The 14726-nt window shown below is 46.2% G+C and carries 14 protein-coding genes and 1 riboswitch; of the genes, 10 read left to right on the plus strand and 4 right to left on the minus strand.

Features of this window, described 5'->3' with window-relative positions:
* Nucleotides 1–356: 356 nt before the first annotated feature.
* On the minus strand, nt 357–1175 hold the full coding sequence (locus GA520_RS04395) for a nitroreductase family protein (protein ID WP_163339756.1): 819 nt from the start codon (nt 1173–1175) through the stop codon (nt 357–359).
* Between the two features lie 606 nt (nt 1176–1781).
* Between GA520_RS04395 and GA520_RS04400 the strand changes: the two genes are divergently transcribed.
* On the plus strand, nt 1782–1973 hold the full coding sequence (locus GA520_RS04400) for a ferredoxin (RefSeq protein WP_163339755.1): 192 nt from the start codon (nt 1782–1784) through the stop codon (nt 1971–1973).
* A gap of 429 nt (nt 1974–2402) precedes the next feature.
* On the opposite strand, the gene GA520_RS04405 is transcribed toward GA520_RS04400, so the two are convergent.
* Nucleotides 2403–2924 (minus strand): type 1 glutamine amidotransferase domain-containing protein, encoded by a 522-nt coding sequence (locus GA520_RS04405; protein WP_163339754.1) that lies wholly within the window; start codon nt 2922–2924, stop codon nt 2403–2405.
* Between the two features lie 145 nt (nt 2925–3069).
* On the opposite strand from GA520_RS04405, the gene GA520_RS04410 reads away from it, so the two are divergent.
* The 3 genes from GA520_RS04410 to GA520_RS04420 all read left to right on the plus strand — a co-directional run bounded on the left by GA520_RS04410 (nt 3070) and on the right by GA520_RS04420 (nt 5123).
* Nucleotides 3070–3960, plus strand: a complete 891-nt coding sequence (locus GA520_RS04410) for a hypothetical protein (protein WP_163339753.1) — start codon at nt 3070–3072, stop codon at nt 3958–3960.
* Between the two features lie 187 nt (nt 3961–4147).
* Nucleotides 4148–4678: a hypothetical protein gene (locus GA520_RS04415; protein ID WP_163339752.1), complete on the plus strand. Its 531-nt coding sequence runs from the start codon at nt 4148–4150 to the stop codon at nt 4676–4678.
* Complete coding sequence (locus GA520_RS04420) at nt 4671–5123, plus strand: hypothetical protein (protein WP_163339751.1); 453 nt, start codon at nt 4671–4673, stop codon at nt 5121–5123. The genes GA520_RS04415 and GA520_RS04420 overlap by 8 nt, the downstream gene beginning before the upstream one ends.
* A 34-nt stretch (nt 5124–5157) precedes the next feature.
* Here the strand turns inward: GA520_RS04420 and GA520_RS04425 are convergent, their stop codons facing one another.
* Nucleotides 5158–5976 (minus strand): ABC transporter substrate-binding protein, encoded by an 819-nt coding sequence (locus GA520_RS04425; protein ID WP_163339750.1) that lies wholly within the window; start codon nt 5974–5976, stop codon nt 5158–5160.
* 183 nt (nt 5977–6159) lie between these two features.
* On the opposite strand from GA520_RS04425, the gene GA520_RS04430 reads away from it, so the two are divergent.
* The 4 genes from GA520_RS04430 to GA520_RS04445 all read left to right on the plus strand — a co-directional run bounded on the left by GA520_RS04430 (nt 6160) and on the right by GA520_RS04445 (nt 10364).
* Complete coding sequence (locus GA520_RS04430; protein ID WP_163339749.1) at nt 6160–6720, plus strand: hypothetical protein; 561 nt, start codon at nt 6160–6162, stop codon at nt 6718–6720.
* A 215-nt stretch (nt 6721–6935) separates the two neighbouring features.
* On the plus strand, nt 6936–8228 hold the full coding sequence (gene eno / locus GA520_RS04435) for a phosphopyruvate hydratase (protein WP_163339748.1): 1293 nt from the start codon (nt 6936–6938) through the stop codon (nt 8226–8228).
* A 783-nt stretch (nt 8229–9011) separates the two neighbouring features.
* Entirely contained in the window at nt 9012–9392 is a 381-nt protein-coding gene (locus GA520_RS04440; protein WP_163339747.1) for a PilZ domain-containing protein, read from the plus strand.
* 270 nt (nt 9393–9662) lie between these two features.
* Nucleotides 9663–10364 (plus strand): response regulator transcription factor, encoded by a 702-nt coding sequence (locus GA520_RS04445; protein ID WP_163339746.1) that lies wholly within the window; start codon nt 9663–9665, stop codon nt 10362–10364.
* Between the two features lie 33 nt (nt 10365–10397).
* Here GA520_RS04445 and GA520_RS04450 read toward each other — a convergent pair whose 3' ends face one another.
* A complete protein-coding gene (locus GA520_RS04450; protein WP_163339745.1) occupies nt 10398–11405 on the minus strand; it encodes an omptin family outer membrane protease in 1008 nt (335 codons plus the stop codon).
* 239 nt (nt 11406–11644) lie between these two features.
* A riboswitch (cobalamin riboswitch) is annotated at nt 11645–11846 on the plus strand.
* 53 nt (nt 11847–11899) lie between these two features.
* Between GA520_RS04450 and GA520_RS04455 the strand changes: the two genes are divergently transcribed.
* Together GA520_RS04455 and GA520_RS04460 are read left to right on the plus strand one after the other, a co-directional pair.
* Nucleotides 11900–12049 (plus strand): hypothetical protein, encoded by a 150-nt coding sequence (locus GA520_RS04455; RefSeq protein WP_163339744.1) that lies wholly within the window; start codon nt 11900–11902, stop codon nt 12047–12049.
* A gap of 458 nt (nt 12050–12507) precedes the next feature.
* Nucleotides 12508–14679, plus strand: coding sequence for an adenosylcobalamin-dependent ribonucleoside-diphosphate reductase (locus tag GA520_RS04460; protein WP_163339743.1), 2172 nt, complete (start codon nt 12508–12510; stop codon nt 14677–14679).
* Nucleotides 14680–14726: the final 47 nt, after the last annotated feature.

A 14726-nucleotide genomic window follows, 5' to 3' on the forward strand; every position in this document is an offset into this window, starting at 1 on the left:
CCGCGTGTGAGGCACCCAGGCAGAATTATATTGTCAATAGCGATCTCTCACCAGTCGGTTATGACGTCAGGAGCTAAAGTGTCTAGCTCGAATTTCATCAGTACAGGCGCCGCCTGATTCACAGTTTTGGTCAGTAAATAGTGGCAAGCGAAATCTATTGCTAAAAAAATGCCGAAGAAAGGTACCGCATGGGTTGTTCCCAAGACAAGGGTATTCGAAGTCTTCGCTTATCTCTTTCTCAGCTCACCTTTGGTGAATGTTGTGCCGATTTGGTAATGGACAAGGCCGTGCAAATGTCAAGCAATGCCCTGAGTTAAAGTCAAATCGACACAGGCGTCTGTCTCTCAATATATCATTTATTTTAAATAGACAATGTCAGCCTTGTTTCTTGTGGGTATCCGTTTGTAGGCAAATTTAGGATATCCAGCCATCACCGCACCGTGGATTAAGTGGTCGTCCTCCAATTTTAAGAAGGCTGTCAGCGGTGGCCACTGGTTCGCTGCGGCGGTTGCATATCCAGCCCAGCAGCTTCCAAGGCCCAGAGAGGGGAGGGTTAGTTCCAGGTAGGCAAGTGCCGTGTCACAATCTGCCTTGCCGCTGGTGTTCTCTTTTAAGGCGTATGCAAAGATGAGATGAGGTGCATCTCTGCAGATTCTATCAATGCCTTCTTCCCAGGCACCGACCAGTTTCGGCATATTAAAGTTAGAGGCGATATCAGGATGTTCATTTATCACAAACCGCATCCAGTCAATGACATGAGAACCGATAGCATGAACGTCCTTTTGGTCGTGGATAACGAGCCATCTTACGGATTGCCTGTTGCTTCCAGTGGGGGCGTAGGACGCAATAGACAATGCTTTTTCCAGAAGATCCACTGGAACCGGCTTTTTTTTGTATGTCCTTATTGATCGGCGTGATTTCAGGAAATGCTCAACATGATCTGCGGGCAGGTGCAGGTTTTGGTCGACCTCCATACAGTCGTCTGGTGAAAGGAAATCAAGGCTTATTGCAGCCTCCGGGCATATCGCCACGCAGTGCCCGCATTGTATGCAGATATCTTCTGCTCCCTCGATTGCAAATGGTCCGTTGTCTTGCATCTCCAGTATCCTGGCGGGGCATTCAAGAACGCAAAGGCCGTCTTTATTGCATTTTGAAAAATCGACACTAACTAACATCCCAGATCTCCTTCTTGGCATTAATAACAACGAATGATTTATTGGGGGAACGTTATGGCTGCACAGAGTGTATTGCAGATTGATGATAGTTTTATCAGGGAATGATGTCAATGAGAAGGGAGTTCTGGTGGACAGGCAACGATGTCGGATTACTTTCTATTATTGTTTCGACTAACAAGCCGTGTGGCAAGGTCATGCAGATTGCGGCTTTTCATACCCATTACCATGATTGCCCAAGCCAAGGTCTATCCCGTATTTTTCATGAGCATCGTATCAATTCTGGACTACATGAGATCTTGTAGTTAGTTCCCATCCTACAACTCAGCATTCTGTTCAATATAAAGGTGTGGTTTCATTATTTACCGCACGCATATGTACGATATTTGGAGGATAAATAATGTAGCCGGAACGCTGAGATGGGGCAGGAGGGTCGTTTTAGGACGGAAACTAGTTAGGTTCGGAGGGGGCTTCAATAGAAATTCTGATATTTATACTCACAGGGTACGGGCTTGCTTGGAAATGAGGATTATAGTTATCATAGCTCCCCCCCCCAATGAAAATTGGTGTTGGAAGAAGTTGTTTGGTAACAAAACTAAGGAGAATGTCATGGCTGAGAAAGTTATAATTGATCAGGATGAATGCATTGGCTGCGAAGCATGCGTGGAAATTTGCCCTCAGGTTTTCGTTATGGATGAGGATGAAGGGAAAGCAGTAGTGCTGGAAGATAGCGATGCCGCAGAGGATTGTGTCGATGAGGCGATTGCATCCTGCCCGGCTGAATGCATCAGCAAGGAATAAAAACCATGGAGTAAATTATTGAGGGCCTGCAGCAATTCAGCAGGCTCCCTCGCAAATTCATGTGGGCATATTTTGGACGTGGTATAGATTTTTTCTGAAGTCTAATGTGGTCGCTTTATTTCAAGTCAAAACGTTTCCTGAACCCACCATTGGAAAATGAAGGAGTTTGAATACAAGATTGGGTTAAGAACACTTTTAGAAGAACTGCCCTGCTCGTGTCGAAGTGGGAGGATGCTTACTGCTGCTGACCTCCCTTTAGGAGGAGGCCAGCAGGATAGGTGCTCTTCTGAAAGTTTTTGTGGTTTATAGAAAATTTCTGAGTCTGGAAATGTGTCTGCTTCTTTGTGTAAATTAAAACTCGTTGTCGTGCAGGATTGATTTTTTCCTCCCGGTTAGATATGAAATCTGGCAAGGTTATGACGGTATCGTTTATCCAGCTAAAACTTTGAGTATGGCAGGCATAAACTGCGGAAGGTCGTCCGGGGTCCTGCTGGTAATAAGTTTTTGATCGATTACCACCGGTTCGTCAACCCATGTTGCTCCTGCATTTTCCATGTCGTCCCTGATTGCAAAAAACGAGGTTACCTTTCTGCCTTCAAGAACTTTTGCCGAGCAGAGCATCCAGCCGGCATGGCAGATTGCTGCCACCATTTTATCGGCTTGTACGGCATCAGCAACCAGCTTTACCATACCCGGAAACCGGCGCATCATGTCAGGAGCATAACCGCCGGGGATGACAATGCCGTCAAAGTCTGCGGCCATCACGTTATCCGCAGAGACATCCACCTCTATTTCAGTCGCAGGTTTACCGGAAAAAAATTTTTTGCGACCTGAGCCGACCACTGTCACCTTGATCCCCTCCTCAAGAAGTCGGTAGTAAGGGATCCATAACTCATAGATGTTAAACATGTCTTCAACGAGGATAGCGACTTTTTTTCCTTTCAGGGTCATAGCGGTCTCCTTGTGTTGAGGGGAACATTGCGGGTTTTACGTGTGCTATTGTCGTTACGATTGTATAGTCCGTTTTCATCTTGAAAGTGGCAGAAGCCGGACTACCAACATCATATCACAGCAATGAAGCAGGAGGAAGGTGAGCTTGAAATACAAAACAGGAAAATCTTTGATTCTGGCGTTACTGTTGTTGGCCGTATGTCTCCAGGTGCCGAGGGATTTGCTTTTTGATAATAGCCTGTTTCGGAAGATTGATGTGGCGGGTGACGAATATGTGCAACAGGGGCTGATGCGTGCTGCTTCGGCCTTTGCTATGGCCCGTACTTTTAATGGTGTGGTTTCTGTTTTCAGAGAAAGTGAACTGCAACTGGAACCGGGTGGGATCGGTGTCTCGTTGGCACTTGGTGCAGCCCTTGACCCGGTGAATGATTTGGTTGAGCGATTTTCCTGGGTTATGCTTGCCAGCCTCACTTCACTTGGCTCACAACAATTTCTTATTGAGATAACTCCTTTTATCAGTACTCGAATTGTTCTGACTGGTGCATTGTTCTGTCTGCTCCTCGGAGTTTGGTTACCAGAAACCCAAGGCCTGAGATTGGGTCGGATAGGTTCCGTCCTGTTATTAAGCGCTGTTGTGCTACGGTTCGGAGTTCCGGCCATGGCCTACTTGAACGAACAGGTATATATTGTGTTTTTGCAGGACCAGCATAATGAGTCAATGGAAGCGTTGGCCCAGACCGTTGCTGAAATGGAATCACAACAGTATGACTCTATGGCTGAAGGAGCCAATCCTGAGGAGTTGGGGGTATGGGATCGGGCCAGAAACCTGGTAAATAGTACCATGGATCAAGGAGTACGGATGCTGGATGTAAACAGCAGGATTGAGGCGGTGAAGAGGGCCTCGCTTGACCTGATTGACCGTGTTGTTGATCTGATTGTGGTTTTTTTCCTCAGTGCCATTGCCCTGCCCCTCTTATTTCTTTGGGGTATTATTCGATTATCCCGCCTGTTTTTCCATTTTACACTTCATCACTGATATCATGTTGCCGATGTCGTAGTAGTGTGGACCTTTTTTACCTGCTATACGGGGCAATTGATTGGGTAGATATTTTTTCATGGATTGAACGAGTTACGTATCCAGATGCGTAGAGGAGAAGCGGAATCCGACAGATGGAAATGGAAAAACCTTAAATACAACCAGGAAAGACATCAGGATTTACTGAATGAAAATAAGTCAGCAATTATTTAAAGACATTTTTGAAGGACCGGTTCACTCCCGCTTGGTTTATAGCCGGGTGATAGTTCAAAAGATAGGACCACGGTTGCATGAAAACGGGCAGTTTCACCAGATGTTTAGGAACTTGCAACACGTTGCGGGAGATCTCAATAATCACATGGGAGGTATGGGTCTCGGGTCTCTTTGCAGTCATTGCGCCTCCCAGCCAACCGGTGGGTGCTGCAGTTTGTTTATGAGTGGCGAAACCGATGCTGTGCAGATGGCACTCAACAGTCTTGCCGGTGTGGATGTGCATCTGGTGTGTGATAAAGGTCAGGAGTGTGTTTTCTTAAGTGATACAGGATGTATCTTTTTGTTCAAGCCTATGTTTTGCCTGAACTACAACTGCAAACATATTCATGAGAAGAAACAGGCGAAAGACGTACAACAGATGGAACAGTTGACCGGGCGGTTGCTGTCCCTGCAGTATGAATTGGAGAAGTATGTCCTTGAATTATTGGTTACGCAGGATGGCTAAGAAAAAGAGGAACAACCCATTGAGGTATCTGTTCCGGGTCGTTCTTGCTGGTATCGGGGCACTGCTGATACAACATTTTGTCCTGTATCGACTGTTGATGATACCGGGTCTGGAGTCTCTGCAATCCATACCCCTGTATTGGTGGCTCTGCTATCTGGCACCTATTACGATTGTGTTGTTATTAGCGGGTTTGAAGTCTGCAAGCTTTAAATGCCTCACAGCTGCTGCAGGCCTTCTTGCCGTATCGGCAAATCTGGTGAGTTTCTTTTGGGCCAAATTCGGTGAGCCGGGGTTTTCAAGAGGCTATCAGATTGATATGCTGGGTAGTTTTGTGAAAGATTATGTTTTTCACTTCCTGCTGTTTTTGCTGGTGATGTCATTTGGGAGAATGGTCATGCTTCTTTTGGATACAACTCTTGGATGGATGTACCGACGGATCAAGTAGTCTTTGTTGTCGGTATAATGAGAACCAGGAAAGCTTAATCAGAGTTCCCATCCAGTGATTCGTAACGTTGTATGATGCTGTCCATAGCGCCTTCACTTTTGAGCTGCTCGAATGCCTCGTCGATTTCCGGCAATCTGTTTAGAAATCTTGACTTCTTACTGAGCATGAGGTGCATTTCGAGAGGGCCGAATCGGACATCCGTCACCTCGATGGCGTCTTCAAGTTCCTGTTCTTTAATATAGTGGAGTGAGGGGACCAACAGGTCTATGACAATGTCAGCCCTCTTTCTTGCCAGATATTCAAATAACTGGATATCTTCTGCCAGATAATGGGTCTTGATACCATGGTTGTCGATATTGTTTTTATGCCAGCCGTTACCAAGGTTGGTCACCGGTACCAGGTTGAGCAGCTTGATATCCTGAGGTGATGTAACCTTCTTTATTTCTTCCAGTTTCGGATGGTTTTTGTAGGTGAATATATTCAGGGAAAACTGGTAGAGGGGTGATGCTGACTTGGCTGCATACTGCAGACGTTCTTCCGTAGGAAACATAATAGTGATATCGGCATCCCCGGTCTGGATGTAATGCTGGCATCTTTTCCAGGGAAGCATTTCATACCGGATCTCCATGCCCAGCTTTTTTTCGAATAACTCGGTCAGAATCTCTGCGTAGACTCCGCGCATCCTTTTGTTCTGATCCAGGTAGAAGACGGGTTTCCATTCGCTGAATACAAACTTGATCTGTTCCGGTTGGCTGGACGCGTTCGCCTCTGCCGGCATCCATAATGCAACGACAACGCTGAGGATAAGTGCTAAAGAAACCAGGTTTTGTCTCATCCGCTTTTTAAATGACATATGGGTAAGTTAAGGGGCGTAAAATAATAGCGACGCATCTGTTGTTGTCAGTTGCTTGAATAATGTACTACAATTGTAACAAATGGACTCTGCGAATGTAAACGTCAAAATCGAATTCAATGTCTATTCCTCCTCATTATCACACCTATCCCGTTTATCGGTGTGGAGTTTCTAGGGACTGAGATGATTAACCCATTTTCGCTGCAATCGAAAATATCGAAATTACAAAACGATGTGCTGCAGCCATTATATACCATGCACAGTGGTCAGGAAGGGAGTCGGCATGAATGGCTGATGGCTGAGACCGCTAAGGTCATTGAAAGAAACAGGCCGTTTCTTGAAGAAGTGAGCCGGAGCAGCTTTATCGCAGCGATATTTACCATCGTTAAACTGTTTGGTGGAGCTGATCAGCTGAGCCATGATGATTTCAACCGATTTACCAGGTATGTAAATGATGGTGGTTTAGAGTCAATGGTGAAGATGCTCTTGTCTGTTGACAAGGAAAAGACATTTCTTGATGAATTGGCATCCCTCCCCCAACACATAAGAGAAAATGCTCCTCTTATGCTCACTAAATCAGCTGAACTCCATGATGATTTTATTGAGGGATATTTCAGGCAACAGTATGGAGGACCAGGGGCGGTACCGATAAAATTGCAGAATAATCGATTGAAGTCCACAGCTTTCATTCAGCACCTTGCAGACATCGCCGAGAAGGCCTGGCAGAATGAGAGTGAGAAATAAAAGTATGGGGGACAAGGGATTCGGAAAAGTATGGATGACGTCTCCATGTTGTAGTATAGTCCTGTTTTCATATTGAAAGCGGTTCTTTTCAGAAGTACATTTTTCTACTAAATTGCAGCATCGCAGGATCGTTTGGCAGATTCCTGTTGATACCTTCCGAAAATCATGTAACAGCCGCGTGTTTTGCGGCCTATCATAAAAGCGAGGAAACAATCATGGCAAAAATTACCAGAATTGTCGGTCGTGAAGTTATGGACTCACGTGGAAACCCAACTGTTGAAGCGGATGTATATCTTGATTCGGGTGCCTGGGGGCGGGCCGCTGCGCCGTCTGGTGCCTCAACCGGTTCGCGGGAAGCACTTGAACTACGTGACGGTGATAAAAACCGGTATCTGGGGAAGGGTGTGTTAAAGGCCGTCGGGGCTGTGAATAATGAGCTCCAGTCGGCGCTGCTCGGCAAGGATGCCTATGACCAGAAAGGTATCGACCAGCTCATGATCGAACTGGATGGTACGGATAACAAAGAGAAGTTTGGTGCCAATGCCATTCTTGCCGTTTCACTTGCCAATGCCAAAGCGGCTGCACTTGATAAGCAGATTCCATTGTACCAACATATCTCTGAACTGAACGGAACACCCGGACAGTATTCGATGCCGGTGCCGATGATGAATATCATCAATGGTGGGGAGCATGCGGATAATAATGTGGATATTCAGGAATTCATGATCCAACCGGTCGGGGCCAAGACTTTTACCGAGGCTCTTCGTATGGGTGCTGAGGTCTTTCATAATCTTAAAAAAGTACTGACGGGTAAAGGGCTGAATACTGCTGTCGGTGACGAGGGCGGTTTTGCTCCGAACCTCAGTTCCAATGAAGAGGCGCTTGCTGTCATTGTCCAGGCAGTGGAAGCCGCCGGTTATAAAATGGGTGACGATATTACTCTTGCACTTGACTGCGCAGCATCTGAGTTCTACAAGGATAAGCGTTATAACCTGAGTGGAGAAGGGAAGGATTTTGATTCTGAAGGCTTCGGTGATTACCTGGCGGAGTTGACCCGGAAATACCCGATTATCTCCATCGAAGATGGCCTGGACGAGAGTGACTGGGATGGTTGGAAGAGTCTTACAGATAAGATTGGTTCGACTATCCAGCTTGTCGGTGATGACCTTTTTGTGACAAACACAAAAATTCTCAAACGTGGGATCGATACGGGTGTGGCCAACTCTATTCTCATCAAATTCAACCAGATTGGCTCCCTGACCGAGACCCTTGAAGCGATACGAATGGCTAAAGAGGCTGGTTTTACAGCGGTTATTTCTCACCGGAGCGGGGAGACTGAGGATGTGACTATCGCTGACCTGGCTGTTGGGACAGCGGCTGGGCAGATAAAGACCGGTTCTCTTTGTCGTTCGGATCGTGTTGCCAAATACAACCAGCTTGTCCGGATTGAAGAAGAGTTGGCGGGTAAGGCTGCCTACCGGGGACGCAAGGAGATCTCGGGCAAATAGCTCGTGAGGTGTCTTTTTTACTGTAATGTTATGGCCGGGAGAACAAGATAACCCCGGCCATTTTTTTTTCGACGTCTTCCTTACTTTTTTCACCTCTTTTTTGTCAGGAAAACTCCTGAAGCTTCCTAGCCCAGGTTTTTCTCGTCAGTTCAGGTGGTAGAACCTTCGAAGGTTTTAGCAGTGAATCAGAGAAAATTCTATACACTGTTAAAAGACTGAAGAAGATAGTAACGCATATGCTGCACCCCAAGGGCCTTGGACGTCTTCGTTTATCACCTGCTGCCGACTTTCGGTGAAGGTTGTGTACGATTTTTTAATTGGCGATTACATATGGAAGACCATCCAATGGCCTGGTCCGGAACTATGCCGACGCATTGTTTATGAAAAACTCATGTTAACATCTTTTTCCTCTGTTTGTATCGTTGCAGCGTGATAAATGAAAGTGGGTATGCTATACATAAAAAAATCCTTTGCCTGTCAGGACATTTCAGTGCTTGACTGATATGGAGGGGGAAACAAGATGTCTTGGCTTTATTAATGGATGTGTGACAGGGGGCAAGAAGCTGTTAAGTGTATTCTTCCGGAGATGTTATATTTGTTGGGTAAGTATCTAGTAAATTCTACTTAACCCAGGTTGACGACAGGGAGATTACAGGTAACCATTACGGAAAATTCACAAAACGGTGAAAATAGCTTCGAACGTGTGCCTTACGAGAGTATATAATCAAGCCAATCGGTAAGCGTAGTAGCAATCACATGTAGTCCAAGGGTATTATGCAGGGTATGGAAGAATCGTTGCCAGAGTTTGTTGATGTAACAGAGGAAGCTGATGTTTTTGATAACGACTCCCGGGGGCGTCTTCGTTTGCACCGGGAGGCCTTAGTTGAGATTCGATCCGGAGATGACCGTGTACTCGAAGGCCAGCTTCGGGATATCTCTCTGGATAGTATGTATATGTATATTGATGGAATTGTAAGTGATTTCATCCTGCTTGACGAACCGGTCGAAGTTAATATCTTCCTTGAACGGCAAGGGTGCAAGTTAACTATTTCCGTGGAGGGCCGGATCGTACGGACTGATCGGAAAGGTGTTGCCATAAAATTCGATTACCATCTTAAGTGGTGGCCGATATTTACCTTGCTGCCGGGGGTAAAAGTCCCCTGACCACTTTCATTGTCCAGGCTTATTGCCTCTTTTTCTGCAGTACTGCTTCCGTGCTGACTGTCTGTACCACTGTCTTTCAATTTGTTCAATATACTGGCTTTTTCTTTTTCTTTGTGTAAATACTACTTCTGCAGGGTTGAAATGGTGCGTGTTATCTTGCACTGCTCCGGAATTCATACAACACCCGGACAACCTCAATAACAATTCGAGGGCCTTTAGGCCTTTTAGAAAGGCAAATAGTATTGTCATCAAAGGGATGGACAGACGAGCATGAATACGACCAGCGATGTGTCATTTACGGTTCTGATTGTCGAGGATAATCCGACTGTTATGCGGATGTTGGCGGCAAATTTTGAGAAAAAGGGCGATACGGTCATTGAGAGTCTGGATGGAGCGGATCTCATCGAGAGAATAAAAAATACACAACCTGATATTATCCTGCTTGATGTTATGTTGCCGATTAAAGATGGATTTACGCATCTTGCGGAAATGAGGGCGGCAAAGATTGATATTCCCGTACTCATGTTAACAGAGAAAAGAGAGGTGGACGACAAAGTTCATGGCTTGGAGACAGGGGCAGACGACTATATCACCAAGCCTTTCAGTTTCAGGGAGTTGTATGCTCGAATTCGGAGTAATTTGCGGCGTAAGGGGGGCATAACCAAGCAGGTTATAGTCGATCAGCTTCGAATCGACCGTTTGGCTCGCACCGCTTTATTTGATAGCAAGCCGATTGATCAATTGACTAAAACTGAATTTGATTTGCTGCTATACCTGGCAGAAAATAGCCCCAGGGTTGTCCCCCATGGGGAGTTACTCGAAAATGTATTGGGCTACAATGCTGAGGCTGAAACCAAGGCTTTGGTGATGCATATTGCTAATTTGCGCCGTAAATTAAAGAAAAACGGCCTGGAAAACTCTATCCTTGTCAGTTCTGTTCCCGCCGTGGGGTACAGGCTGGAGGTGAAATGAGGGGATGGTTTCCAGACCGCTGAATCCTGTTCTTTACAATTCGTAGATAAGTGTTGCGGCGATAAGGGTACTGCTGTTGTCAGATCCGGCGACATCACCGTCGTAATGGACGGTATACCCACTCACCGTGTCCTTGACATTGGTGGAACCCTTGACCTCATCATAGGAGAGGTAGTGGAGGGACCCCGCTAACTTCAGGTTTGTTGTCAGGGCGTAGGCAACGGCAATGTCCAGTCCGAACATGTCACCGGATTCAAAATCATCAGTGAACTCCAGGTTTCTCTGGTAATGATTATCCACGGTTTCCAGGTCGACTGCTGGAGAATAAGTAAAACGGGCGGCAAAAGTGACGGGGTTTACATCCATTTCAAAACCGAGACCGAGATATGGTGTCTTGTAGGTCTGCTCATAAGAAATTCCCTTTTCCCCATCCGGGAAGGAACCTGTACTGTCACGGAAACCGTTAACGGAATAAACATATGTTCCGCCGTAAGCAGACCATTCGAAAGTATCTTGTTTGTAACCAACAACACCATAAAGCCGGGTCTGGTCCTTGCCCATCATGGTGAATTCTGCATTGATGTCAAACATGGTGAGGGAGTCAACGTCAGTATCCTCATGATGTGACCAATGGGTCCAGTCGGCGCCGGTAATAAACCAGTCATAATCGTCCATGGTGCTGGACCCTTCTGATACATTGATCTTGAAATCTGCATTCAATTTCAGCCAGTGGACCGGTGTTATGGAGCCGCCGAAACCAAGCATTGCCACGTTGTCGCTCTCCCAGATCAGGTGGCTGGCCTTGTTGGTTCCGTTTGTGTCATAGACCGACTCGTTGGCTTCAACGCTTAGGAGTCCTAAGGAGAGTCTGCCGGACACCTTGACAATATTCTGATTAACGTTGATGGTCGTTGAGCTCTCGCTGGTATTGGTCGTTGTGCTGTTAACGGCTACAGGTTGATTCGCCATGGTAACTGCCGGGCAGGCGAGCAACACGACTGCCAGAAGAACGGCTCTTTTACAGTATAGTTTGGATGTCATTATGATTTCCTTTTGGTGAAATAAGCAGTGTACGTTTTGCTCGCTGCAGTTTTCATGACACATATTGGTAAGAAAAAAAGTATAGATTCCTAAACTATACCGAAACGGTCGGGAAGTTCAAGTGGTAACATGTTGAAATTGAAACAATAGATGAGATTGCCTCTTTTTTGCAGGTGTGACTGTCTCCAATTAAGAGTAAAATGAACAATTTGTTGTGGTGTTAACAGGCAAGCTATACTATATATGTATCAGTACGTGGTTTCCACTGGTAACAATCAGTGGAATGAAAAGGGAATCCGGTGAGAAGCCGGAACTGACGCGCAGCGGTGAACAGGAACGAAATCCATTTCAAGCACTGGACGAGGCTCCGGGAAGCGATGGAGAGTAGGAAGAGAAACAAGCCTGTAAGTCCGAAGACCTGCCACATAGTGGTAGCGGTTGTTACAACCGGTACCTTTCATATCAACTCGTCACCTCGCGAAAAGGAGAGAGTCATGCCCAGAAGTTCAAGTATGTCTGCCAGGGAAGTAGCCTTTACCAAGCAAAGTGTTATCAGCACCAAAGATTGGGATGTCTACCAGGCAATATTACGCAAATGTTTAGGAAAAACAACTGAACGGCAGGTTGAGAGAGCCAGGAAGTAGGCTGTTCAGCAAAAAAAGTAGGATCTTCAGACATTCCAGTACTGATCGGGGGACAATGAATGCCTGACAAGGCGGTGGTTCCCCTGACTTGCCTGCCCGGTTCTCCATATGGACCGGGCAGTGGAAAAAAGAAATTCAAGTCTCCTTGCATTTTTCCGGCCACTTTTTAGTAGAAAAGTGAAGCTGTAATTACAGTTTTCCTCTACCGATTGTTTTTCCGATATTTTTCCTGCCTGGCATAATGTTTTTATATTTTCCTACAACATGTTGTAGTTTGTGCTTGAGGCTACCATAAATGTAGGGTATAAACCTCGAATGAGAATCATTCAGTAAGAGAACGAAAAATCATCGTTCGCATTCGATTTTCAGGGGGAATATGTCTGTTGGTCTTGAGCAATGGAGAACTCTATACCAGCATGTTCACATAAGAGATACTAAGTATAGAAGAGAGGAAGTTTATGACACCTGATGTGACCCGGCAGGTATTAACCAATACCGCTGAAACGGTTCTGGCCCGCCGTTATTACCTTAAAGATGAAGAAGGAAATCCTGCCGAAACGTGGGAAACATTGTGTAGAAGGGTAGCAGATGCCGTAGCAGTTGTGGACAAGGAATCAGACGGATATGGGGAAATGCGTGAGGATTTCTTCAACATGATATACCGGATGGATTTTTTGCCGAACTCCCCGTGTCTAATGAACGCCGGTACAGATCTCGGCCAGTTATCCGCTTGTTTTGTATTGCCTGTGGAAGATTCCATGGACGGTATTTTTACTGCCATCCGCAACGGCGCTCTGGTTCATAAGACCGGTGGTGGAACAGGTTATTCCTTTTCCCGGCTTCGTTCGAAAAATGCTTCGGTACGTTCAACCCAGGGTGTCGCTTCCGGTCCTCTTTCATTTGCAGCGGTTTTTGATGCGGCAACAGAGACAATCAAGCAAGGTGGTAAACGGCGTGGCGCCAATATGGGGGTATTGCGGATTGATCATCCTGATATCATGGATTTCATTACTGCCAAGCAGGATCAGGAGAAATTCAATAATTTCAATTTCAGCGTGGCAATTACCGACGTGTTCATGAAAGCTGTGGAAGAGGGGACGGAGTATGATCTCATCGAGCCGTCTTCCAGGACAGTGGTTAAGTCTCTTGAGGCACGCGAAGTCTTTGAGAAAATAATAGACCTGGCCTGGCATAATGGTGAACCGGGTGTACTGTTTATTGACACGGCCAATAAAGATAATATGACCCCGCAGCTTGGTGATTTTGAAGCCACCAATCCATGCGGCGAGCAATGGCTGTTGCCTTATGAAAGTTGTAATCTTGGGTCAATCAACCTTGGCAGATTTGTGAAAGAAGGCAGGATCGATTATCAACGATTAGGTGAGACTGTTGCAACTGCCACTATGTTTCTTGACAATGTGATCGATTGCAATCGCTTCCCTATCCCTGAAATTGAGGAGATGACTCTCAAGACGAGAAAGATCGGTATGGGGATCATGGGGTTGCATGATCTCCTCATCCAGTTGAAAATCCCGTACGCCAGTGAGCGGGGGCGGGAGGTGGCAGCCGAGGTGATGCAGTTTATCCGCGACAGGGCTGCTGAGCAGTCTGAAAAGCTTGCTGTGCAAAAAGGCGCTTTTCCTGCGTATGACGGGAAAGTGAACAGTTATAAACCGCGTCGCAATGCGGCTCTTACCTCAATCCAACCCACCGGAACCGTATCGATGATTGCCGATTGTGCTTCCGGTTGCGAGCCATATTTTTCGATTGTCATGGTCAAGCATGTAATGGACGGTGACCGACTGATCATGGTGAACAAATATTTTGAACAGGTGGCCCGGGAAGAAGGTTTTTATTCCGAAAAGCTGATGAGCAAAGTTGCCGACTCCGGGACGGTTATCGGTCATGATGAGATACCGAAAGAGTGGCAAGAAATTTTCCGCACTGCCCAGGATATAAGTCCTGAAAATCATATTCGAATGCAGGGAAGACTCCAGCAGAGTGGGGTGGACAGTTCTATATCGAAAACCATCAACCTGCCAAACAGTTCTGACCGTGATGCGGTGAAACTGTCCTACATTACAGGATACAAGCTTGGTTGCAAGGGGCTGACTGTATACCGTGACGGTTCTCGTGATTCCCAGGTCTTAAACAAGGTCGAAACCCAGGAAGAAGAAAAAATGGCTGCGGTATCCGAGCAGGGCCCGGTGAAGAACAATCTGCCGGATACTCTGGATGCCAAGCGTTACCGGGTCAAGGATCAGGACCAGAAATCGGTTTATATTATTGTCTGTTTTAATGAAAATGAAAAACCGATGGAGGTCTTTGCAAAATTTCCGTTCGATAACCGGGTTGATTTAAAAGATAAATCTACCATGTGGACCACCACCTGTCGTCTGGTCTCCCTGGCCTTGCGGTTTAATGTACCGATGGATGAAATAATCAAGCAACTTGACCGTTCAAGTGGACATATGCTTGACCTGCCCGCTCAATTGAGTAAGTTATTCAAGTCGTTTATGGCAGGTACTCAGAAAGGGTTCAGTTCGGTATGCCCGGAATGCTCCGGAACACTGGTTTTTGAAGAGGGATGTGAAACCTGCCACGACTGCGGTTACAGCAAGTGTGCGTAACAAGAACAATAGTATGAAAAGGGGTATCGCCTTTCTCTAAGGGTGTT

It is taken from the genome of Desulfopila sp. IMCC35008, from assembly GCF_010646885.2.
In the GTDB taxonomy this organism is placed as follows: domain Bacteria; phylum Desulfobacterota; class Desulfobulbia; order Desulfobulbales; family Desulfocapsaceae; genus Desulfopila.

What these genes read in the sequence shown, in the direction of transcription:
- GA520_RS04395 (WP_163339756.1), bottom strand. Translation starts at nt 1,175, where the DNA reads ATGTTAGTTAGTGTCGATTTTTCAAAATGCAATAAAGACGGCCTTTGC.
- GA520_RS04400 (WP_163339755.1), top strand. Translation starts at nt 1,782, where the DNA reads ATGGCTGAGAAAGTTATAATTGATCAGGATGAATGCATTGGCTGCGAA.
- GA520_RS04445 (WP_163339746.1), top strand. Translation starts at nt 9,663, where the DNA reads ATGAATACGACCAGCGATGTGTCATTTACGGTTCTGATTGTCGAGGAT.
- GA520_RS04440 (WP_163339747.1), top strand. Translation starts at nt 9,012, where the DNA reads ATGGAAGAATCGTTGCCAGAGTTTGTTGATGTAACAGAGGAAGCTGAT.
- GA520_RS04450 (WP_163339745.1), bottom strand. Translation starts at nt 11,405, where the DNA reads ATGACATCCAAACTATACTGTAAAAGAGCCGTTCTTCTGGCAGTCGTG.
- GA520_RS04405 (WP_163339754.1), bottom strand. Translation starts at nt 2,924, where the DNA reads ATGACCCTGAAAGGAAAAAAAGTCGCTATCCTCGTTGAAGACATGTTT.
- GA520_RS04415 (WP_163339752.1), top strand. Translation starts at nt 4,148, where the DNA reads ATGAAAATAAGTCAGCAATTATTTAAAGACATTTTTGAAGGACCGGTT.
- GA520_RS04420 (WP_163339751.1), top strand. Translation starts at nt 4,671, where the DNA reads ATGGCTAAGAAAAAGAGGAACAACCCATTGAGGTATCTGTTCCGGGTC.
- GA520_RS04430 (WP_163339749.1), top strand. Translation starts at nt 6,160, where the DNA reads ATGATTAACCCATTTTCGCTGCAATCGAAAATATCGAAATTACAAAAC.
- GA520_RS04455 (WP_163339744.1), top strand. Translation starts at nt 11,900, where the DNA reads ATGCCCAGAAGTTCAAGTATGTCTGCCAGGGAAGTAGCCTTTACCAAG.
- GA520_RS04425 (WP_163339750.1), bottom strand. Translation starts at nt 5,976, where the DNA reads ATGTCATTTAAAAAGCGGATGAGACAAAACCTGGTTTCTTTAGCACTT.
- GA520_RS04460 (WP_163339743.1), top strand. Translation starts at nt 12,508, where the DNA reads ATGACACCTGATGTGACCCGGCAGGTATTAACCAATACCGCTGAAACG.
- eno (WP_163339748.1), top strand. Translation starts at nt 6,936, where the DNA reads ATGGCAAAAATTACCAGAATTGTCGGTCGTGAAGTTATGGACTCACGT.